The organism is Streptomyces ureilyticus, from assembly GCF_011045025.1.
In the GTDB taxonomy this organism is placed as follows: Bacteria; Actinomycetota; Actinomycetes; order Streptomycetales; family Streptomycetaceae; genus Streptomyces; species Streptomyces ureilyticus.
On sequence record NZ_JAAKZX010000046.1, the window covers coordinates 23642 to 44033 of the forward strand.

Consider the following 20392-nt stretch of genomic DNA (forward strand, 5'->3'; position numbering starts at 1 on the left):
CGGTCACCGCTGCTCCCGCCGGGAAGCACGCCGCGGGCACGAACAGCCGGCCGCCAAAGCGTGCCCACACCGCAGCGTTCCGGGCCGAGCTGCCGACGCCGTGACCGCCGGCCGCCCATCCACCCGCGCAGCATCCGCCTCCAAGGACTGGATCATCCGGCGAAGCTCGATCGCACGGCGCTGATCACCCGACCTCTTCGCCGACTTCAGCCTTGCCCGAGTCTCCCGGAGCCGAGCGGCAACCATCGTCTTCCCGGTGTCGTCCTGCGACTGAGCGGACCGTGGACGCTGCACGGGAGGCACGGGCGGAGCCATAGACCCTGCGGCCGTCACAGGCGCCGTACGAGCCGCTGCAGGCGGCGTACCGCCCGGGTGCACCTGCGCCCGCAACCGCTCCATCTCCGCCCCCGCGAAACGCTTCATGTCCTTCGCGCACGGCTCGCCGAGCAACGCCAGCATCGCTGTCCCGTACGCCGGCGGCTCAGTGCCGAGCAACCGCGCAGCCATCGCCGCCGCACACCACCCGCAGCCCTCCCGCACCGCCGCAGCATGCAACGCCGCCGCCCCGAACGCGGCCACCACATCCGCCCCCAGCGACGACACCTTGCCCGACGTCGGGGCACCGGGATACGGCCGGAGGAAAGAACGCGCGTCCCGGGCGAGCTGCACCAGATCCGTGCCCCGCGCCCCGATCCGCGCCAGAGCCGCCGTCTGCCTGGCCCGCCGGAACCGGTCGACCTCGTCCGCATCCAGCCGAGCCGGACCAGGCCCCGGAAGTTCCTTCAACTCACCCCGGAGGACGGCTTTTCGTACGGCCCATTCGGTGATTCCGAGCCGGTTCGCGGCTGCCCGGATGGCCACTTCATCGCTCATGCCGGGGACGGTACGAGCCCCCACCGCATGATCATTCCGGCGGTAGCGCAACCACCGGAACGACCTTCGCGGAAACGCCTCTACGCTCCCAGCAATGCCGCCCCGTTCAATGCCACGGCGGGGCGGCACCCAAGCGGCCCGCCCCGCTCCTCGTGGTACGGCACCGGGGCAGGCCACCGGAGCCCGCTCCCCCGATTTCTTCGGCCGGGGAAGCGGGCTCCACCACGTCCGCTACGGCTTCCAGATGCGCTCCGACATCGGCGACCCGTACCGCCTCCACGGACGCAGTCCACCCGCCGGAGCCACCGGTTCCTCACGCGGACGCCACCCCGACCGAGCCCTCTCCGCAGCAAGCGGACTCGAAAAACCACTCGGCAGCTTCCATCGCTTCGGCACCTCGGCCCGCTGCTGCGCCCTGCGCTCCGCCACAGCCGCACGCCGCCCCGCCACGTGCTCCTCGTGGACCTTCAGCACGTGCGCACTCTTCAGGCGCCCGTACGAGGCCGACAGCCGGTCATACTCCGCCATCTCGCCGCGCCGCAGCGCCTTGCCCATCCGGTGGCGCAGCTTCACCAGCTGCTCCTCGCGCTCGGCCGGGCCCGCCTCACTGGTCGTCATCGTCGTCGTCCTCCCCATCGAGCAGCGCGTCCGCGTCCACACCCTCGGCGGCCATCATCCGGCGGAACTCGGCCTCACGCTTGGCCTGCTCGGCGTCCACCACCGGCTGCTCGACCACCGGCGCCGGCGCCGGCAACGGCTCACCCAGCAGCGCAGCCTCAGCCGCACGCAACGCCAACACCCGCCGCTCCTCATCAAGCTGCAACACCGAAACCACCGCCGCCACCGCCTCGGCCACCGTCTCGCCCTCGACGTCGCTACGCCGCTCCAACGACACCCTCAGCGGCTCCGTGGCATCCAACCCCCACAGCTTCCGACGAGACTCGGAAAGCTTCGTCAGCCGGTCGATCGCCTTCAGCTTCAAATCACCCGTATCCGCAGCAGCGAGCACCCCGTATGCAAGGCGAGTCAAATCGTTCAGCCGGGCCGTCTCCAGACTCCGCCACTCCTCCGCGGCCGGAGTGACGAGCTCGGCGATCGCGGCCGTGATCCGATCGGCCACACCCTGATGGGACAGCCCCACCCTCGACGCGATGGCACGCAAACTCAGGCCGGCGCAGCGGAGACGGAGAATCTCCTCGTCCCGCTCGGCACGCTCGGGATCGGTCTTCATCAGGCTCACCTCCAGTTGACACAGACACGTTGACACGCGCGAAAGGCCCGGCCCTCCCGCACAGGGAAGACCGGGCCCCAAGGCACACAGCTCAGCCGGTCACCGAATCTCCTTCGGGACGACCAGCCGGTGCGGATGATAGGTGCCTTCAGCGTCGTCCTCGAAAGCATGGGTCAAGTTGTAAGCGAGCTGCCGAACGAAGTCGCCAAGGTCGTCCCACAGGTCGGCCCAGCCGTCATCGAGCGGGTAAGTGCGCTCAATCCAGACCTCAAGAGCACGCCCGCACCGCCCCTTATGGGCGACGTAGACGGGTGTCTGCCGGTGCGGTCCGGGGTCGCCGTCGCGGCCGATGGTCGTCGCCCAGGTGACGATGCCTTCGCTGACGACCTGCTTGCGACAGATGTCGCAGACGAACGCCGGACAGTTCATGGCCTCCGGCGGGCCGGAACGGGCGACGTACTCAATCACGAGACACCTTCCGGTCCTCCGGATGCGGGTAGTAGACGGTCGTCTCGGCTGTGTCCGGGTGCTCGCGGAACAGGGTGCTGTCGAGGGTGTGGCGGGCCTGATCGATAGCGCGCACGGCATCATCCAGCTTCTGAGCCGGTGCCGCTTCAAGTCCCGATCGAGGGTAGGCACCCTTCAGCTGGACGGAGCGGCGGGTGAGCTCGTCACGGATGGCAGCAAGAGTGCGGCCCATGTCGGCGTGCTCGTCGTGGGTGAAGCGCGGTTTCTTGGTCACGGGGCGATTCTCCTGATGGACTTGGGGCGGCCGGCCCCGATTCGTGCGGGGCCGGCCGATTACGTGCGGCTCAGTCGTGCGTCTCCAGCCCGAGCTCGACCGCCCGGAACGTGATCGCCGACTCGACCATGCAGGCAGCCACACGGAGCCTCCACACCTCCGAGCCGAGCTCCACTGGGCCCACGCTGCCGAGCATCTCCCGGTACTCCTCCAGCAGCCGACGCTCCTCGGCCACGTCCTCGGCGGTGTGCAGGTGGCTCATGACCACGGTGCTGCTCCTCTCACACCGCTGCGCGCAGCTCGTCCACACGACGCAGCAAAAGATCCACATGGCAGCGTTCATAGAGCGGGCACCGGCACGCGAACCGCACCCCGTCCGGCTCCGTCGCCGCCTGCCGCACAATCTCCGGGTGCTCGTCGAGGTGGACGGCGTACAGCGTCAGGGCCTCATCCAGGTCATGCACACGGCCGCGGCACGTCCGCTTACACACGCCGACCGCGTGCGGGTTGGCGTACAGGGAGCGGGCGTGCCCGGGTGCCTCCCGCATAGCCCAGACGGCGCCGACGGGGACGTTGGGGCTGTACCTGCTGCCGCCGACCTGTACGCGGCGGGGGTGAGCGATGGGCATCGGAGTCTCCTTCGTGGTTGTCTGAGGGAGGCCGGGCCCGATAACCGCGGGCCCGGCCGATGTTGTGCGGGTCAGGCCGGGTCGACCCAGAACATGCCGTCCACGTGCCGGTAACCGCCGGCCGGGGCGAGGCTCCCGTACGGGTAGCCGTTCTCGTCCTTGCCGAGGCAGTGCTCAGCGAGAGCCGAGTGAAGGGCACGGCCCGCGTTCTGGACGGCGACCAGCTCGAGGCCGAGGAACCGCACCGCGGCGGGGCTGAAGTCGCCCTCGTCGTCGCGGGGAAGCCCGTCCAGCTTGAGGACGGTGTACGCCTCCGACCACTCGCTGAGCATGCGGAAATGGGCGCGGACCATACCGACCGCGTCCGCCTGCCCGAACTCCTTCGAGTAGGCGTAGATGCCGTCGGCGTCCAGGCCGCTGACGGCGTCGGGGATGCCCTGGTTATCCCGCGTATAACGAACGATGGCGTCGAGCTCGACCGCGGTGAACGGGTCGGCCCCGTACTGGCAGTGGTCGAGGGTGTCGGCGATCTGCTGGAGGATCTCCTCGTCGGTGAGCTCGGGGAGTTCGGTGAGCTTCACGGTGCTTCTCCTTGTTCGGGTTGGCCGGCCGCGGTTGCGGCCGGAAGCTGGTGGTCGTGCTGCTCGTCGCCCTGGCCGCCGTCGTCGAGGTCGTCCTCGTCGGCCTCGAGCTGCTCGGCGTCGGCGAGCCGGCGGAGCTTCTGCGCGTGCCGTCTCGCCAACCCGGCGCGGCGGGCGGTCGACAGTTCATCGCGGCGCTCCCGCGCGGCCTGGACCTTGATGCGGGCTGCGGCGATCCGCTGCTGGACCGCCTGCTCGACAGCGGACGTGGTCGGCTCGGTCACGACGGCACCGATCCGAAGGCAGGAATGCCCGCGGGCCCCGGAATCACATCGACGGTCACCGACGTGCTCCAACCGTCTTCATCAACGTCCCCGGCCCCCTGCTCCCAGCGGAACTTCGTCGCGTGCGTGACGGCCCCGGAATCGCTCAGGAACAGCGGCTCCACCTGGGTCTCGCGGGATCCACCCCGGAACATCGCGTCGACCAGAGCCCAGCCGATCAGCGGGAAGATCTGGCGAGTGTCGTGCGTGGTCTCCTTCGTCTTGCGGTTGTGCTGCGACACCTGGGTGCCGACGAACCATCCTTCGGGTGCGGGGATCAGGGAGAGGATCTTGCCGCCGTAGCGGATCCCGTTCTCGTGGTCTTCAACGGCGTTGCGGTTGTCGGACATTGGGTCTCCTTGGTCGGGAATGCGGCTACGGGCCAGCCGCCGGGGCGCCTGCCGCTGCGGCGCTCCTGGGGGCGGGCACCGGGTCGGTTGCGTGCGTCGCGGAACCAGCAGGCGACGAGCGCGGCTTGCTGCCAGCCGAGCGCGTTGTAGAGCGGTCGTATGGCGGTGTGGAGGTCGCTGCCACCGGGCTGGCCGTACACGTACGAGCGGAGCGCCGTGGCTACGTCGAGGGCGCGTGTCCAGCCGAGTTCGCGGGCGAGGTCGAGGGCGAAGTCTGCGTAGACGTACTCGTCGTCTTCGTGGATGCGCTCGGCCTGGAGGACCCAGCCCTTGACGTCGATCACGGGGTCTCCGTTCAGTGCGGCTTGTCGGCTGCTGCTGCTTGCTTGAAGCGGCCTGCAAGGGCTGCAAGGGGCAAAAGGAAACTTCTTCAAGTGCGCGCTTAGGCCACTTTTCCCCCTGACCCTTGCAGCCCTTGCAGGCCGCGATGTCTACACCATCTGACCTGCGGTTTTCAGTGAGGCTGCTCGAAGAGCCGTTCTTCCTCGACGCGCTCCCGCTCGGCGAGATCGGCCTCCGTGACGAACCGAACGCCGACCCACGCCATGTATCGCGGCTTGACCAGAGCCCATGCAGAACTCCAGCCCGAATCATCCCTATTCGCTGGGCGCGAGAGGCCGCCCAGGCTCTGGCTCACCTGACGCTTCTCGACCCCGGCCCGGACCGTGCAGTCGTGCTTGCCGAACCGGTTCCCGATGGTGTTGTCAGCCCACGCCGTCTTGCGGAGATCCTTGAGAAAACCGTTCAGGTCGTCCGTCAACTCGTTGGCGATGATGTGGGCGTTCGGGTCCGCCATCAGACGCTCGGCCCAGTAACGGACCACCATGTCCGACTCGGCGCGCCACTCCTCCGTAGCGGACACCACCTCGGCAGGCGGCTCGGGCAGCCTGCGTCCCGACTGATACCAGCGGACCGCACCGGCGATCAGCCACGCCAGCAGCGCCTCACGCTGTTCACGTCCGGCCATCCGGTCCTTCAGCCCGCTGTCACCCCGCCGCTCGTTAGGCCCGGCGGGCTCACCCGAGACGTACTTGAACGGGAACGGCACCCGCGCCAGGCGCCGCCATGTACCCCAGTCCGTCTCGGCGACCTGCGGCTTGTAGTTCGTCGTCAGGATGATCGAGTGGCTCGACAGCCACGTCACCTCCCTCCGGTACAGATGCCGGGAAGTGACGGTGGGCGTGCCGACCGACTTCTTCAGCTGGGTGACATTCAGGTGGGCACCCTCAGGTAGCTCCTCGACGAACACCAGGCGGGCTCCCTTGAGTGCCATCCGTTCTTCCTTGGCGTCCTTGTCGCCGAGTAGCACGCTGTCGGAAAGCTGCCTGATGGCGCCGCGGCCGGTGGCCCCTCCGAGGGCGGCGATGAGGCCGGCGATGAGACTCGACTTGCCGTTGCTGCCCTCACCGTGGAGGAGACGGAGGCGGTCGTCGTCCGGCGGATGGCCGGTGATGCCCTGCCCGAGATACGCATTGGTGTAGTCGGCCACGGCTGGTGCCATGGCAGAGAGCGCGACATCGACGTCCGCATGGCGCGCCCCGGGAACGTACCGGGTGGGCACGTAGGTGGTGAGGTAGCGGGTGTGGTCGTGCCGGTGCAGTTTCCCGGTCCGCAGGTCCACTACTCCGTTTTCCACGGTGAGCACGTCCGGGTCTGCGTCGAACAGTTTGCCGTCCACAGACGTGCGGCCCTTGGCGAGCGCCGTGATCGCGTTGACGCGGGTCCTAGACAGCAGCGTGGTCAACTCGTCAGGCCGGGCACCCATGGTGGGTTCCCTGATTTCGCTTGCGACCCAACCGCGCAGGTAGATGCGGACCTGTTCGATCGCGATGCTCTCGTCTACCGCTTCCCACACCTTTCCGTCCCACTGCATCCATCCGAACGCGGACGAGAAGCAAAGCCGTCCGTCCATGCAGCGGTTCGCGATGTGGTCGGCCATGAGGGCATCAGACAGGGCGTATTCGGTGGGCATGCCGCCGTGGGTGCGCTGAGCTTGGGCGCGCTCCCCTTCGGCCTTCCGTGCCCTCTCCGATGCGCGCCGAGCCTGTTCCGCGGTCAGGATCGCGTCCCACTCGGCCGCCGAGCAGAGCGAGCCACGCTCATGCTTGGTGATGATCCGGCGGTAGGTGAGGAGCTGCAGTTCTCCCTGAGGCGCGAGCCATGCGATCAGCTTCGCGACGTAGGCGAGCCGCTCGTCTTCGGCGAGCTTCGAGATGTACTTGATCTCGGCCTGCGGGTCGCCGAAAGCGGCGTTGTCGTCGTCGCCCCATGTCTCGTCGGGTTCCTCGGCAATCGGCTCGCTGTCGGGCTCGCTGAACGAGTGGTCATCGACCCCGCCGGGCCCGTGCGCCTCTGGGCTCAGACCGCACTGCGCGCAGCCAGCGGGGAGGCCATCGAATGGGCTTGTCTCGTGCATGGTCACGCTGCTGCTGCTCCTGACCGATCGTTGTGGGGGAGGTCGACCTGTTCGCCGCCCGGCCCGTAGTGCCGCCACCAGCCCGGCCGCCCCGGAACTGCGACCGGCGGCCACCCGGGTGCGGCGCGCAGCTGGTGCGGCGGCTTCGGCTTGGCCAGGGCGTTGAGTTCGGCGAGGGTCCTGCCGTCGGCGATGGACTGCCGCGGGCGGGCCGCTTCCCGGAACCAGGCCAACAGTTCGTCCTCGTCTCCGTAGCGGCGCCACATCTCTGCGGCAGTGATGATGGCGGCGGCCTTCTGCGGGTCGTCGCCGCGGAGTTGCTGCCATGCGGCGGACCCGTACTTGGGTGGCCTGGTCTTCGGGCCCTGGCCGTCGAGGAGCCCGGTTACGCGCGCGCTCGCCCATAGGGCTACGGGGTCGTCTCCCGTGCGTGGCCGGATCACAGCCTCACCCCGATCCGGCGGAGGGCGGCCCTCGTGTTCGCCACCACCCGCGCACCCGAGGGCGTCGACGACACCGACACCCGTCCGCGACGGCTGGACACTACGTAGTGGCCCGACCCGCACAGGCGGACGGTGAAGCCCTGGGAGCGCGCCTTGTCGAGCAGGTCGCGGAGGTCCTTGCCGTTCACGAGTCGGCCCTGTTGCGGTATGCGGGGATGCCGGGCCCGGGCGGGATCTCGGGCAGTCCGCGCAGTGCGCGGGGCGTATGCAGCGGGCAGCAGAGGCCGGTGAGGTACGGGCGTACGTTCTCGGTGCTGCGGCAGTGGCGGCGCTCGGCGCCGATCCAGTGGGCGCACTCCTTCGCGAGCGGCTCGTCTGCGGCGCGGGCTCGGCGTAGGGCTTCGCCGATGTGCCCGCCGTCGGGCGGGTCTGCCATGATGGACATGAAGCTCCCTTCACGGCCGCGCAATGGGACGGGCATCCCGCGCGGCCGTTCGGCTGTTCAGAGACGGATGGCGTTGGACGCTTCGACAGACGGCGTCGGGGTTGCAGCCCCGACGCCGTCGCCGTTCTGCTCGGCGTCGAGCCGCTGCACGTACTCGTGAAGCGCGTCGGCCGGAACCCGGCGGGCATGACCGATCTTCACGCTGCGCAGCCGACCGGACATGATCAAGTCACGGGTGTAACTGACGCTCATCCCCAGCTGCTGAGCAGCCTCTTTGACCGGATACAAGATCCGAGACATGTAACACTCCCAGTTATGCAGGGTGGATAGGTGGGACTCCTACGCACTGATGACTCTACGGCACCACAGAGCGCCATGCAAACACGTGGGACGGTTGCGCACTGGTTACCCACTGAGGCATGCTGACGCCATGGCTCGACTTGAAAACTGGGATGTGATCTACCGCCCCGGCGGATGGATCCGCGCGCGGGGCACCGACGAAGACACCACGGTCTACCTGCGCGTTCGTGAATCCGGCGAAGGCTCGTCGCGGCTGAACGTGCACTTCGCCGCAATGGCGAGCGAGAAGCCGATCAGCTCCCACGTATGGCGGTTCGTGCCGTTCGAGCACATCGAGCAGCACGCCAACGAGAAGAACTACCGGCGCGCCCTGGACCTGGACCCCGACGAGTTCGGTGGCGGCCCCGCGCTGGACGACCTGGACAGTTACTTCGTGGACGACAGCGGCGAAGCCTGGCAGCCGGCGCACACCGTCCAGATGCGGGACGGAGTCGCCACCCATGGGTCGCGCTCGAAACGGAAGGCCACCGAACCGGTGCCGCTGGATCACCCGGGCCGCAGGATCTCGGAGGAGTTCCTCCGCAACCTGGCCGCCATGTACCTCTGGCTCGTGAGCCAGGGCCAGCCGCCGGCACCCGAGATTGCCCAGCAGACCGGGGCCCCGGTTGCAACGGTCCGGCGGTGGATCGCGAGGGCCCGTGAGAGCGGCTTCCTGCCGCCCGGACGAGTAGGACGTGCGGGATGAGCGGCCGTCGGAGCAACGGCGAGAGCAGCGTCTACTTCTCCGAAGCGGACGGGAAGTGGCACGGCTGGGTCACGGTCGGTACGAAGCCGAACGGGTCCCCGGACCGCCGTCACCGCATGGGCTCGGACGAGGCTGTCGTACGCGCCAAGGTGCGCCAGCTCGAGCGCGAGCGCGACGCGGGCAAGACGAAGAAGGCCGGCCGTCCGCCGACCATCGAGCAGTGGCTCACGACGTGGATGGACACGGCCTGCGCCCGCAAGGTCGCCGACGGGACGATGTCGCCGCGGACGCTGGACGACTACCGGTCGAAGTGCCGCCTGTACCTGTTCCCTGGCATCGGGAAGCACCGCGTCGACAAGCTGGAGGCGTCCCACCTCGATGCCCTGTACCTGAGCATGATCAAGCGGGAGTTGTCGTCGGGCACGGTGCTGAAGACGCACCGGATCATCTCCCGCGCGCTGAAGGTGGCGTGGCAGCGGGAAATCGTCTCCCGCAACGTGGCCTTGATGGTCGAGCCGCCGTCCGCGGCCGAGGGCGAGATCGAGCCCTTCAACCAGGCGGAGGCCCGCGCGCTGCTGGCGGCTGCTGCTGAGCGGCGTAACGGTGCCCGCTGGTCTGTCGCTCTCGCCGAGGGCCTGCGCCAGGGCGAAGCGCTCGGCCTGCGCTGGAAGTACCTCGACCTCGACACCGGCGTCATGAAGATCTGGTGGCAGCTTCAGCGGCTCACCTGGCAGCACGGGTGTGAAGACCCGCATACCTGCGGGGCGAAGCATCACAGGAAGGCGTGCCGGAAGAACTGCACCACGCACAAGAACTACAAGCGGGGCTGCCCGAAGCCGTGTCCGAAGGATTGCCGAGATCATGCCAAGACGTGTCCGGAGCGTACGGGCGGGGGGCTGGTCTTCCGTGAGCCGAAGGGGAAGAACAAGAGGTTGGCGCCGATCCCGCCGCCGCTGATCCCGCTCCTGAAGGCGCACCGCAAGAACCAGCTGCGCGAGCGCCTGGCGGCCGGTGAGCTGTGGGAGGAACACGACCTCGTGTTCTGCCAGGAGAACGGCCGGCCGATCGATCCGCGCGCGGACTGGGAGGAGTTCAAGGACATCCTCACGGCCGCGGGCCTGCGAGATGCGCGGGTGCACGACAACCGGCACACCGCGGGCACGCTGATGATCGAGTCGGGGGTACACCCGCGCGTGGTGATGGAGCTCCTCGGCCACAGCTCGATGCGGATGATGACGCGGTACACGCACGTCGCGTCGGTCCTCGCGAACGATGCGGCGAAGCGGATGGGAGACGCATTGTGGGGGTGACCGGGATTCGATCGCACGTACGACACGCATCGGTAACCGCAACTTGCGCTGCAACTAGGCCGGAAATGACTCAGCGGCTTCCCGGAGGAAACCGCTGGTCAGAGGTGGAGCCGCCTTCGGGATTCGAACCCGAGACCTACGCATTACGAGTGCGTTGCTCTGGCCATCTGAGCTAAGGCGGCGGGCTGCCCGCACTATGGTGCGATCGGCAACGTCGGTAAGTCTACACAGTTTCCGGGGGTGCTCCGTACGTGCCCTGGGGGCACCCCCGGTGGACCTCGCGATCAGGTGGCTGAGCAGCGCTTTCCCTGGGGCGGAGGGGTGCCTGCGAGGAGGTAGCGGTTGAGTGTGGAGTCGACGCAGGCGCTGCCTCGGCCGTATGCCGTGTGGCCGTCGCCGTCGTAGGTCAGGAGGGTGGCGGAGGAGAGCTGGGCTGCCAGGGACTGGGACCAGGCATAGGGGGTCGCGGGGTCGCGGGAGGTGCCGACCACGACGATGGGGGCGGCGCCCTTCGCCTCGATGCGGTGGGGTTTTCCGGTCGGGCGGACGGGCCAGTACGTGCAGTTCAGGGAGGCCCAGGCCAGGGTTTCGCCGAAGACCGGGGAGGCCTTCTCGAAGGAGGGGAGGGCTTCTTCGAGCGCTTCGGGGGAGGAGAAGGCGGCGGGGGAGTCCAGGCAGTTGACCGCCGCGTTCGCGGGCATCAGGTTCCCGTACCTGCCGTCGGGGCCGCGCTCGTAGTAGGTGTCGGCGAGGCTGAGCAGGCCAGCGCCGTCCTTGTTCTTCATGGCCGTGGTCAGGGCCTCCCGCAGTCGTGGCCAGGCCGCCTCGTCGTACATCGCCGTGATGACGCCCATCGTCGCCAGCGACTCCCCGAGCTTGCGGCCGTCCGCGTCGCCGGCCTCGACGGGCGCGGCGTCGAGCTGACGGAAGAAGGCCTTCAGGTTCTTGCCGACCTGGTCAGGTGTGGTGCGCGCACCACCCAGCGGGCAGTCCGACCTGCGTACGCAGTCCTTCGCGAAGGCCCGGAAGGCCGTCTCGAAGCCGGCCGTCTGGTCCTCGTTCATCCGACGCGCGGGCAGCGACGGGTCCATCGCGCCGTCCAGGACCAGTCGCCCCACCCGGTGGGGGTACAGACCCGCGTACGTCGCCCCCAGGAACGTCCCGTACGAGGCACCGACGTACGTCAGCTTCTCGTCGCCCAGCACCGCCCGCGCGATGTCCATGTCACGGGCCGCCTCGACCGTGGACACATGCCGCAGCAGTCTGGCCGAACGCCGCCCGCAGCCCTCCGCGAACTCCTTCACCGTGTCGACCAGTTGGCCTTTCTCGCGCCGGTTGTCGGGCGTGAGGTCCGTCTGCGTGTACGCGTCCATCTCGCGGCCGGTGAGGCATTCGACCGGTTCGCTGCCGGCGACGCCGCGTGGGTCGACGGCGACCATGTCGTAGCGGGAGCGGACCTCCTTCGGGTAGCCGACACCCGCGTACGCCTGGAGGTAGGCGGTCGCCGAGCCGCCCGGGCCTCCCGGGTTGACCAGCAGCGAACCGAGCCGCTTGCCCGGGCCCGTGGCCTTCTTGCGGGTAACGGCCAGCCTGATGTCGCCGGAGGCCGGCTTGGCGTAGTCGAGCGGGGCCTTGAGCGTGGCGCACTGGAAGCCGGGGGCGCCGCAGCCGCGCCACTTCAGCTTCTGGCCGTAGTACGGAGCGAACGCCGCCGGCGTGGCCTTGGGCAGCGCGGCCAGCGCCGAGGCTCCCGCCCGGCTCGCGGAGGTCGCCGAACTCCCCACGGAGCAGGCCGAGATGAGCAGTCCGCCGATGGCGAGCAGGGTGCCGCACACACGGAGGCGGCGGTGGGGAGCGCAGGAAGAGCGGGAGGAGCGGGAGGAGCGGGAGGAGTGGGAGGAGTGGGCATCCCGGGGAGGGCGAATGCGGGTTGATAGGGCTCGGATTGGCCTGAAATGGCGCCTGATGTGCATCACGCGAGCGTAACCCTGTGCAACGGATCGACCGCCTAGGGTCGCCGCAGCGTCTCGTACGAGTGACCCCGTCAACTCTCTGCACGGCACCCCCTGAAATTCCCTGAGACCACTCCTCCGTAATCCCTCACCCCATCACCCCGTCCGCAACGCCATCGTCATCGCCTCCACCGCCAGCAGCGGCGCCACATTGCGGTCGAGGGCCTCGCGGCAGGCGGCGATCGCCTCTATGCGGCGCAGGGTGGTCTCGGGCGTCGTGCCGCGTGCGAGGCGTTCCAGCGTGTCCCGCAGCTCCGTGTTGGCGAGGGCGCGGTCGCTGCCGAACTGGAGGGCGAGGACGTCGCGGTAGAAGGCCGTGAGGTCGATCAGGGCCAGGTCCAGGCTGTCGCGCTGTGTGCGGGTTCTGCGGCGCTTCTGCTTGTCTTCCAGTTCCTTCATCACGCCCGCCGTGCCGCGCGGCATCCGGCCGCCCTGTGCCGCGCCGAGTGCCGCCTTCAGCTCCTCGGTCTCCTTGGCGTCGATCTCCTCGGCCATCTGCTTGGCGTCCTCGGAGGCCGCGTCGATCAACTCCTGGGCCGCCTTCAGGCAGCCGCCGACGTCGTCGATACGCAGCGGGAGTTTGAGGACGGAGGCACGCCGCTCGCGGGCGCTCGGGTCCGTGGCCAGGCGGCGGGCGCGGCCGACGTGGCCCTGGGTGGCGCGTGCGGCGACGTCCGCGACGTCCGGTTCGATGCCGTCGCGGCGTACGAGGATGTCGGCGACCGCCGCCACGGGAGGCGTCCGGAGCGTGAGGTGGCGGCAGCGGGAGCGGATGGTCGGCAGGACGTCCTCCAGGGAGGGCGCGCACAGGAGCCAGACCGTGCGGGGGGCGGGCTCCTCGACTGCCTTGAGCAGGACGTTGCCCGCGCCCTCTGTGAGGCGGTCGGCGTCCTCCATGACGATGACCTGCCAGCGGCCTGTGGCAGGCGACAGCTGGGCACGGCGCACCAGGTCACGGGTCTCCTTGACGCCGATCGAGAGGAGATCGGTGCGGACGATCTCCACATCGGCGTGCGTACCGATCAGGCTCGTATGGCAGCCGTCGCAGAACCCGCAGCCGGGGGCTCCGCCGAGGGCACGGTCCGGGCTCACGCACTGCAGGGCCGCGGCGAAAGCCCTCGCCGCCGTGGAACGGCCCGAGCCCGGCGGACCCGTGAACAGCCAGGCGTGCGTCATCTTCGACGTCTCGGGCAGCGGGGTGGCGGCAGCCACGGCCGTGACCAGGGCGTCGGCGTCCCGGGCGGCGGCGTCGAGCTGCTCGCTCACCTTCTCCTGACCCACCAGGTCGTCCCATACGGGCATGGGTTGCCGCCCCTCCGTCGCACATCTGCCTTGCCGCGTCCCATTGTGCGGGAGGGCACTGACAACAGGGCTTCACGCCTTCGCGTCAGCGCTCACACCCTCGCGTCAGCGCCCGCGACACAGCGGCGCATGCCTGCGTCGCAAGCCCGAGCGCCCGTGACGCAAGCCGTCAGCGACCGCGCCTTCTCGTCAGCGCCCGCGACACAAGCCGGGCGCCCTCGACGCAAGCCCTCAGCGCCCGCGACGCCCCCGCCGCCCGCGCCCCTCGTCGAGGTCATCGTCCTCACGCGGGCCCAGCAATTCGTCCGCCAGCGACGGGAGATCGTCCAGCGGGGTCTCCTCGGCCCAGTCCGAGCGGTTCCGCCGACGCGGGCCGCCATCGGCCTCGACCTGGGGCAGCTCGCGGGTGCGGGCCTCGGAGCCGTCGGGCGCCGGCTGCTCGTCGCGGAAGTAGCCCGGGGGTACCCGGCCCGCCGGGTTACTGCCCCGCCGGTCGCCGCCACGGTCGTCCCGTACGGCCCGGTCCTCCCTTACGGGAGGAAGGACGGCCGTCTCGTCCGTGTCCGGGCCCACCGGAGGCAGTACCGCCGTCTCGTCGGCGGCCCCTGGCGGCACCGGAGGCTGCGGCAGCACGGCTGTCTCCTCCGCGTCGGGGCCGGCTTCGGGAGCGTCACCGGGCGGCACGGGACGCAGCACCGTGGTCTCGTCGTCCGCCGGTCCGCCGGGCGTATTCGTCGGCGGCACGACGGGCGTGGGCGTCGGCACCGTGACCTCGTTGTCGGGAGTGGTCGCCGGGGAGCCGGAACCAGCCGCTCCGTCAGCCGGAGCGCCGGAACCGGAACCCTCCGCACTGGCAGCAGCCGCAGCCGCCGCTCCCCTGCGAGCCTCTTCGGCCCGGAGCAACGCCTCCTCGGCCTTCCGCTGCTTCTCCAGGCGCCGCTCCTCGGCCTCGGCCCGGAGCCGCGCCTCCTCCTCGGCCTGCTTGCGCAGACGCTCCTGCTCGGCCGCGCGGGCCTGCTCCTCCGCGAGCCGTCGCTTCCGCTCCTCCTCGGCCCGCCGACGCGCCTCCTCGGCCTGCTGCCTGGCCACCTCGGCCTGCCGCTCCAGCTCGCGCCGCTGGGCCTCCTCCAGCTCGAGCCGCTTGCGTTCCTCTTCCTCCGCACGCAACCGCGCGAGCTGCTCCTGCCGCTCGCGCTCGATGCGCTCCTCCTCGGCCTTGCGGGCGGCCTCTTCCTCGGCGCGCCGCCGCGCCTCCTCCTCGGCCGCCTTACGGGCCTCCTCCTGGGCCTTCACCTCGGCCTCGGAGAGGGGCAGGATCACGTCGAGACGGTGCCGTATCACCGTCGTGACGGCGTCGGACTCCTGGCCACCGTCGACCACCAGGTAACGCGTGGGGTCGGCGGCGGCGAGCGTGAGAAAACCGGCCCGCACGCGCGCGTGGAACTCGGCGGGCTCCGACTCCAGCCTGTCCGGCGCCTCCGTGAACCGCTCCCTCGCGGTCTCCGGCGACACATCGAGCAGCACGGTCAGATGGGGCACCAGCCCATTGGTCGCCCATCGCGAGATCCGCGCGATCTCGGTCGGAGACAGATCGCGACCGGCCCCCTGGTACGCCACGGACGAGTCGGTGTAGCGGTCCGAGATGACCACCGCGCCCCGCTCCAACGCGGGCCGCACCACGGTGTCCACGTGCTCGGCGCGATCGGCGGCGTACAGCAGCGCCTCCGCGCGGTTGGACAACCCGGCCGACGACACGTCCAGCAGGATCGACCGCAGTCGCTTGCCCACGGGGGTTGCCCCCGGCTCGCGCGTCAGCACGACCTCGTGTCCCTTGGAGCGGATCCACTCCGCGAGCGCCTCGGCCTGCGTCGACTTCCCGGCCCCGTCACCGCCCTCCAGGGCGATGAAGAACCCGTTCGCGGCCGGTGCCGTCGCGGGCTCGTCCCCGCCCCGCAGCGCGTCCCGCAGGTCGTGCCGCAGCGGTACGCCAGACCGGTCGTCGACCTTGGCCAGCACCAGCGCGGCGACCGGCAGCAGGAGTGCGCCGACCAGCATCAGGGTGAAGGCCGCGCCCCCGTGCGCGAACACGAACTTGCCGTTTTCCAGCCGGTGGGGCCCGATCGCCGCCGCCAGCACGGGGGCCACCAGGGCGCCCAGGGCGACGTAGACCCGTACGACCGCGTGGAGATGCTCCGTCGTACGCGCCCGACGGTGGTCCTCGGCCTCCTGATCGAGCAGCGTGTGCCCGGTGTTCGCGGCGATGCCCGCGCCGATGCCCGCGAGCGCCGAGATCAGGATCACCATGGTGACGTCCGGGACGATCCCGGCGGCGAGCAGCGCCAAGCCCGTGAACGCGATGGCCAGCGAGAGCAGCCGGCGCCTCGACAGCGGAGGCAGCAGCTTCGGAGCCGTACGAATGCCCAGGACGACGCCGCCCGTCAGGGCCGCCACCAGCAGCCCGTACATCACCGGCCCGCCGCCCAGGTCCTTGGCGTGCAGCACGGAGACGGCGACCGCGGCGGCGATCCCGGCGGCGACGGCCGCGCAGGCCAGGACCATCAGCGGAAGCGAACCCGTACGCCCCTTGTCGACGCCGGTGCCCGACTTGGGGCGGCGCAGGCCCTCGAGCGGCGACCGCGCGCGCGGGGTGCGTGCGTCGGGCAGCTCGAGAACGGTCAGCACCGACAGGGAGGCGGCGAACAGGCCCGCCGCGACATACGACGCGAGCGCCGCCTGATGCTGGTCGAACCAGGCGATTCCGGCGCCCAGCAGGTTGTTGAGGAGCCCGGCCACGACGAGAGCGGCGGCCGCGAGGGGCACCGCCACGAATCCCGTACGCAGCGACAGGCGCCGCAGCGTCTCCGTGTGGTCCGGCAGCGGACGCACCGCCGCGCCCTCAAGGGGAGCGGCGGGCAGCAGCGCGGGCGCCGCGCTCTCCCGGCACACCGTCCAGAAGCGCTCGGCGACCCCGGTGACGAACGCGGTCACCAGGATCACGGCCAGCGCGTCGTCGGGCGTCCAGTCGATCCACAAGGGCGCGATGATCAGCAGTACGGCCCGCACACCGTCCGCCGCGACCATGGTCCAGCGGCGGTCGAGCGGCCCCTCCTGGGAGGTCAGGGAGGTGAGCGGTCCGAGGAGTACGGCTCCGAAGAGGAGCGTCGCGAGTATCCGCGCCCCGAAGACGGCCGAGACGGCGAAGGCCACCCCGCGGTAGTTACCCCCGAAGGACCCCGCCGCGACCGCCGCCTGGAGCGCGAGCACGACCAGGACGAGCAGTGCGAGGGCGTCGGCGACGCTGCCCACGAGCTGAGCGCTCCACAGCCGCTTCAACTGCGGCAGGCGGAGCAGCGCGCGGACGGCGCGCTCTCGTGAATCTGCGACCAGGGCGTCGTCTGGGGCCGGGGTGTGGGCCGTTGGCTGCTCCGCTCGCGTCATGCGTTCAGCCTATCGGGAGGCACCGACAACCCCGAAGGGGCGCCCACACATACGGATGCGAGGCCTCCGCGCGACGCCGGAACCCACCCCGGGGGACCCGCTGAGGCCGGCCCCGGGGCGATCAGGCTCAGCCCTCCGAAGCCGCCGCCTTCTTGGTGGCTGCCTTCTTGGCCGGAGCCTTCTTGGCGGCCGTCTTCGAAGTCGTCGTCTTCTTGGCTGCCGTTTTCTTGGCAGGGGCCTTCTTGGTGGCCGTTTTCTTGGCGGCGGCCTTCTTCGCCGTCTTCTTGGCGGGTCCCTTGGCGCGCTTCTCCGCGAGCAGCTCGTAACCCCGCTCCGGGGTGATGTCCTCGACGCTGTCGCCGGACCGCAGGGTCGCGTTGGTCTCGCCGTCGGTGACGTACGGCCCGAAGCGCCCGTCCTTGACGACGACCGGCTTCTCACTGACCGGGTCCGTGCCCAGCTCCTTGAGCGGCGGCTTGGCGGCGGCGCGCCCGCGCTGCTTGGGCTGGGCGTAGATCGCCAGTGCCTCTTCCAGCGTGATCGTGAAGAGCTGGTCCTCGGACTGCAGCGAACGCGAGTCCGTGCCCTTCTTCAGGTACGGCCCGTAGCGCCCGTTCTGCGCGGTGATCTCCACGCCCTCGGCGTCCTTGCCGACGACGCGCGGCAGCGACATCAGCTTGAGCGCGTCGTCCAGGGTCACCGTGTCCAGGGACATCGACTTGAAGAGCGAGGCCGTACGCGGCTTGACGGCGTTCTTGCCGGTCTTCGGAGTGCCCTCGGGGAGTACCTCGGTGACGTACGGCCCGTAGCGGCCGTCCCTGGCGATGATCTGCCGACCCGTGACCGGGTCGGTCCCCAGCTCGAAGTCGCCGCTCGGCTTGGCGAGCAGCTCCTCCGCGTACTCGACGCTCAGCTCGTCCGGAGCGAGATCCTCCGGCATATCCGCGCGCTGATGGTTCTCGGAGTCCTTCTCGCCGCGCTCGATGTACGGGCCGTAGCGCCCGACGCGCAGCACGATGCCGTCGCCGACCGGGAACGACGACACCTCGCGGGCGTCGATCGCGCCCAGGTCGGTGACGAGCTCCTTGAGGCCGCCCAGGTGGTCCCCGTCGCCGTTGCCGGCCTCGGCCGCGCTGCTGTCGCCGTTCGCTCCCTCACCGAAGTAGAAGCGCCTCAGCCACGGCACGGCACGCGCCTCGCCCCGCGCGATGCGGTCGAGGTCGTCCTCCATCTTGGCGGTGAAGTCGTAGTCGACGAGCCGCCCGAAGTGCTTCTCCAGGAGGTTGACCACGGCGAAGGACAGGAAGGAGGGCACGAGCGCCGTGCCCTTCTTGAAGACATAGCCGCGGTCGAGGATGGTCCCGATGATCGACGCGTACGTCGACGGGCGGCCGATCTCGCGCTCTTCGAGCTCCTTGACCAGGCTGGCCTCGGTGTAGCGGGCCGGAGGCTTGGTCGCGTGGCCGTCGACCGAGATCTCCTGGGCGGACAACGCGTCACCCTCGCTGACCTGGGGCAGCCTGCGCTCGCGGTCGTCCAGCTCGGCGTTCGGGTCGTCGGCGCCCTCGACGTATGCCTTCAGGAAGCCGTGGAAGGTGATGGTCTTGCCGGAGGCGCTGAACTCGGCGTCCCGGCCGTCCGCGGCGCGGCCACCGATCTTCACCGTGACCGAATTCCCGGTCGCGTCCTTCATCTGGGAGGCGACGGTCCGCTTCCAGATCAGCTCGTAGAGCCTGAACTGGTCGCCGGTCAGCCCGGTCTCGGCAGGCGTACGGAAACGGTCCCCGGAGGGACGGATCGCCTCGTGCGCCTCCTGCGCGTTCTTGACCTTCCCGGCGTACGTACGCGGCTGCGGCGGCAGGTAGTCGGCGCCGTACAGCTGCGTGACCTGCGCGCGGGCCGCGGCGACCGCCGTGTCCGAGAGGGTCGTGGAGTCCGTACGCATGTAGGTGATGAAGCCGTTCTCGTACAGCTTCTGAGCCACCTGCATCGTGGCCTTCGCGCCGAAGCCGAGCTTGCGCGAGGCCTCCTGCTGCATCGTCGTCGTACGGAACGGTGCGTACGGGGAGCGACGATACGGTTTCGACTCGACGGACCGTACGGAGAAGTCGGTGTTCTCCAGGGCGGCGGCGAGCGCACGGGCGTTCGCCTCGTCCAGGTGGAGCGTGTTCGCGCTCTTGATCTGCCCGAGGGAGTCGAAATCGCGGCCCTGGGCGACACGCCTGCCGTCGACCGTCGTGAGACGCGCTACCAGGGAGGACGGGTCGCTCGTGTCGCCGGCGCGGCCGGTGCCGAAGGTGCCCGTCAGATCCCAGTACTCGGCGGAACGGAACGCGATGCGCTCGCGCTCCCGCTCGACGACCAGACGGGTCGCCACGGACTGGACGCGGCCCGCCGACAGTCGCGGCATGACCTTCTTCCAGAGGACCGGCGAGACCTCGTAGCCGTAGAGGCGGTCGAGGATGCGGCGGGTCTCCTGGGCGTCGACGAGCTTCTGGTTGAGCTCGCGCGGGTTGGCGACGGCGGCCTGGATCGCGGCCTTGGTGATCTCGTGGAAGACCATCCGCTTGACCGGGACCTTGGGCCTGAGCACCTCCTGGAGGTGCCAGGCGATGGCCTCGCCCTCGCGGTCCTCATCGGTGGCGAGGTAGAGCTCGTCGGAGTCCTTCAGCAGGTCCTTGAGCTTCTTGACCTGGGCCCTTTTGTCGGCGTTGACGACATAGATGGGCTGGAAGTCGTGCTCGACGTCCACGCCGAGGCGGCGCACCTCGCCGGTGTACTTCTCGGGCACCTCCGCGGCGCCGTTGGGGAGGTCGCGGATGTGCCCGACGCTCGCTTCGACGACGTAGCCAGGGCCGAGGTAGCCCTTGATCGTCTTCGCCTTGGCAGGCGACTCGACGATGACGAGTCGGCGGCCGCCGTGTGCGGTCTCGCTGGTCGGGGACAACTTCGCTCTTCTCTCCGGTCGACGCAGGGGGTCTCGCCCCGGTCCTTCGTCCCGGGGGTCGGATCGTGCTGACGCTGCGGAGTGTGACGGTACATCCCGCCCCCGTGTCAAACGGGAAAAGCCCGCAACGGCCACTCGAACGGTAACCCGACTCCCGGCATTCCTGCCGCCCGGAGTGTGGACCTGCTGTTTCGACCCTAAACGGAGGGTGATTTCTCAGTTACCGAAACGACGGAATCATGCCG

Annotated in this window: 22 protein-coding genes and 1 tRNA gene; 2 read left to right on the forward strand and 21 right to left on the reverse strand. The window is 69.9% G+C overall.

All coding sequences use genetic code 11. The features are described 5' to 3' along the window. Positions 1 to 3 precede the first annotated feature (3 nt). The 16 genes from G6048_RS17005 to G6048_RS17080 form a co-directional block, all read right to left on the reverse strand. A complete protein-coding gene (locus G6048_RS17005; RefSeq protein ID WP_165340391.1) occupies positions 4 to 873 on the reverse strand; it encodes a hypothetical protein in 870 nt (289 codons plus the stop codon). A 231-nt stretch (positions 874 to 1104) separates the two neighbouring features. Then, the gene (locus G6048_RS17010; protein ID WP_165340392.1) at positions 1105 to 1491 is read right to left on the reverse strand and encodes a hypothetical protein; all 387 of its coding nucleotides are present in this window, start codon (positions 1489 to 1491) and stop codon (positions 1105 to 1107) included. Beyond that, positions 1478 to 2104: a helix-turn-helix domain-containing protein gene (locus tag G6048_RS17015; protein ID WP_165340393.1), complete on the reverse strand. Its 627-nt coding sequence runs from the start codon at positions 2102 to 2104 to the stop codon at positions 1478 to 1480. The genes G6048_RS17010 and G6048_RS17015 overlap by 14 nt, the downstream gene beginning before the upstream one ends. Before the next feature lie 99 nt (positions 2105 to 2203). Next, positions 2204 to 2572, reverse strand: coding sequence for a hypothetical protein (locus G6048_RS17020; protein ID WP_165340394.1), 369 nt, complete (start codon positions 2570 to 2572; stop codon positions 2204 to 2206). Beyond that, a complete protein-coding gene (locus tag G6048_RS17025) occupies positions 2565 to 2846 on the reverse strand; it encodes a hypothetical protein (protein WP_165340395.1) in 282 nt (93 codons plus the stop codon). Before G6048_RS17025 ends, G6048_RS17020 begins: the two co-directional genes overlap by 8 nt. 70 nt (positions 2847 to 2916) lie before the next feature. Next, positions 2917 to 3108 carry a hypothetical protein gene (locus G6048_RS17030; RefSeq protein ID WP_165340396.1) on the reverse strand — a complete coding sequence of 64 codons (192 nt, stop codon included), beginning with the start codon at positions 3106 to 3108 and terminating at the stop codon, positions 2917 to 2919. A gap of 19 nt (positions 3109 to 3127) precedes the next feature. Then, on the reverse strand, positions 3128 to 3475 hold the full coding sequence (locus tag G6048_RS17035; RefSeq protein WP_165340397.1) for a DUF4326 domain-containing protein: 348 nt from the start codon (positions 3473 to 3475) through the stop codon (positions 3128 to 3130). A 71-nt stretch (positions 3476 to 3546) separates the two neighbouring features. Continuing rightward, entirely contained in the window at positions 3547 to 4056 is a 510-nt protein-coding gene (locus tag G6048_RS17040) for a hypothetical protein (protein WP_165340398.1), read from the reverse strand. Next, the gene (locus G6048_RS17045) at positions 4053 to 4340 is read right to left on the reverse strand and encodes a hypothetical protein (protein ID WP_206341680.1); all 288 of its coding nucleotides are present in this window, start codon (positions 4338 to 4340) and stop codon (positions 4053 to 4055) included. Before G6048_RS17045 ends, G6048_RS17040 begins: the two co-directional genes overlap by 4 nt. Beyond that, the gene (locus G6048_RS17050) at positions 4337 to 4729 is read right to left on the reverse strand and encodes a hypothetical protein (protein ID WP_165340399.1); all 393 of its coding nucleotides are present in this window, start codon (positions 4727 to 4729) and stop codon (positions 4337 to 4339) included. Before G6048_RS17050 ends, G6048_RS17045 begins: the two co-directional genes overlap by 4 nt. Next, positions 4657 to 5073, reverse strand: coding sequence for a hypothetical protein (locus G6048_RS17055; protein WP_165340400.1), 417 nt, complete (start codon positions 5071 to 5073; stop codon positions 4657 to 4659). The genes G6048_RS17050 and G6048_RS17055 overlap by 73 nt, the downstream gene beginning before the upstream one ends. A 170-nt stretch (positions 5074 to 5243) precedes the next feature. Then, positions 5244 to 7205, reverse strand: coding sequence for a DNA primase family protein (locus G6048_RS17060; protein ID WP_235989972.1), 1962 nt, complete (start codon positions 7203 to 7205; stop codon positions 5244 to 5246). A 2-nt stretch (positions 7206 to 7207) separates the two neighbouring features. Then, entirely contained in the window at positions 7208 to 7648 is a 441-nt protein-coding gene (locus G6048_RS17065; protein ID WP_206341681.1) for a hypothetical protein, read from the reverse strand. Beyond that, positions 7645 to 7836, reverse strand: coding sequence for a hypothetical protein (locus G6048_RS17070; RefSeq protein WP_165340402.1), 192 nt, complete (start codon positions 7834 to 7836; stop codon positions 7645 to 7647). The genes G6048_RS17065 and G6048_RS17070 overlap by 4 nt, the downstream gene beginning before the upstream one ends. Continuing rightward, entirely contained in the window at positions 7833 to 8093 is a 261-nt protein-coding gene (locus tag G6048_RS17075; protein WP_165340359.1) for a hypothetical protein, read from the reverse strand. The genes G6048_RS17070 and G6048_RS17075 overlap by 4 nt, the downstream gene beginning before the upstream one ends. A 57-nt stretch (positions 8094 to 8150) precedes the next feature. Next, the gene (locus tag G6048_RS17080) at positions 8151 to 8393 is read right to left on the reverse strand and encodes a helix-turn-helix domain-containing protein (RefSeq protein ID WP_165340403.1); all 243 of its coding nucleotides are present in this window, start codon (positions 8391 to 8393) and stop codon (positions 8151 to 8153) included. A 130-nt stretch (positions 8394 to 8523) separates the two neighbouring features. On the opposite strand from G6048_RS17080, the gene G6048_RS17085 reads away from it, so the two are divergent. Both G6048_RS17085 and G6048_RS17090 read left to right on the forward strand, forming a co-directional pair. After that, positions 8524 to 9138 (forward strand): helix-turn-helix domain-containing protein, encoded by a 615-nt coding sequence (locus G6048_RS17085; protein ID WP_165340404.1) that lies wholly within the window; start codon positions 8524 to 8526, stop codon positions 9136 to 9138. Further along, positions 9135 to 10448 (forward strand): tyrosine-type recombinase/integrase, encoded by a 1314-nt coding sequence (locus G6048_RS17090; RefSeq protein WP_206341682.1) that lies wholly within the window; start codon positions 9135 to 9137, stop codon positions 10446 to 10448. Before G6048_RS17085 ends, G6048_RS17090 begins: the two co-directional genes overlap by 4 nt. 105 nt (positions 10449 to 10553) lie before the next feature. Here G6048_RS17090 and G6048_RS17095 read toward each other — a convergent pair. The 5 genes from G6048_RS17095 to topA all read right to left on the reverse strand — a co-directional run bounded on the left by G6048_RS17095 (position 10554) and on the right by topA (position 20147). Next, a tRNA-Thr gene (locus G6048_RS17095) sits at positions 10554 to 10630 on the reverse strand. Positions 10631 to 10732: 102 nt separating this feature from the next. Further along, positions 10733 to 12421 carry an alpha/beta hydrolase gene (locus G6048_RS17100; RefSeq protein WP_165340405.1) on the reverse strand — a complete coding sequence of 563 codons (1689 nt, stop codon included), beginning with the start codon at positions 12419 to 12421 and terminating at the stop codon, positions 10733 to 10735. Between the two features lie 135 nt (positions 12422 to 12556). Further along, the gene (locus G6048_RS17105; protein ID WP_165340406.1) at positions 12557 to 13762 is read right to left on the reverse strand and encodes a DNA polymerase III subunit delta'; all 1206 of its coding nucleotides are present in this window, start codon (positions 13760 to 13762) and stop codon (positions 12557 to 12559) included. A gap of 231 nt (positions 13763 to 13993) precedes the next feature. Continuing rightward, positions 13994 to 17200: a dTMP kinase gene (tmk, locus tag G6048_RS17110; protein ID WP_165340407.1), complete on the reverse strand. Its 3207-nt coding sequence runs from the start codon at positions 17198 to 17200 to the stop codon at positions 13994 to 13996. 127 nt (positions 17201 to 17327) lie between these two features. Further along, positions 17328 to 20147, reverse strand: a complete 2820-nt coding sequence (gene topA / locus G6048_RS17115; protein ID WP_165340408.1) for a type I DNA topoisomerase — start codon at positions 20145 to 20147, stop codon at positions 17328 to 17330. Positions 20148 to 20392 lie beyond the last annotated feature (245 nt).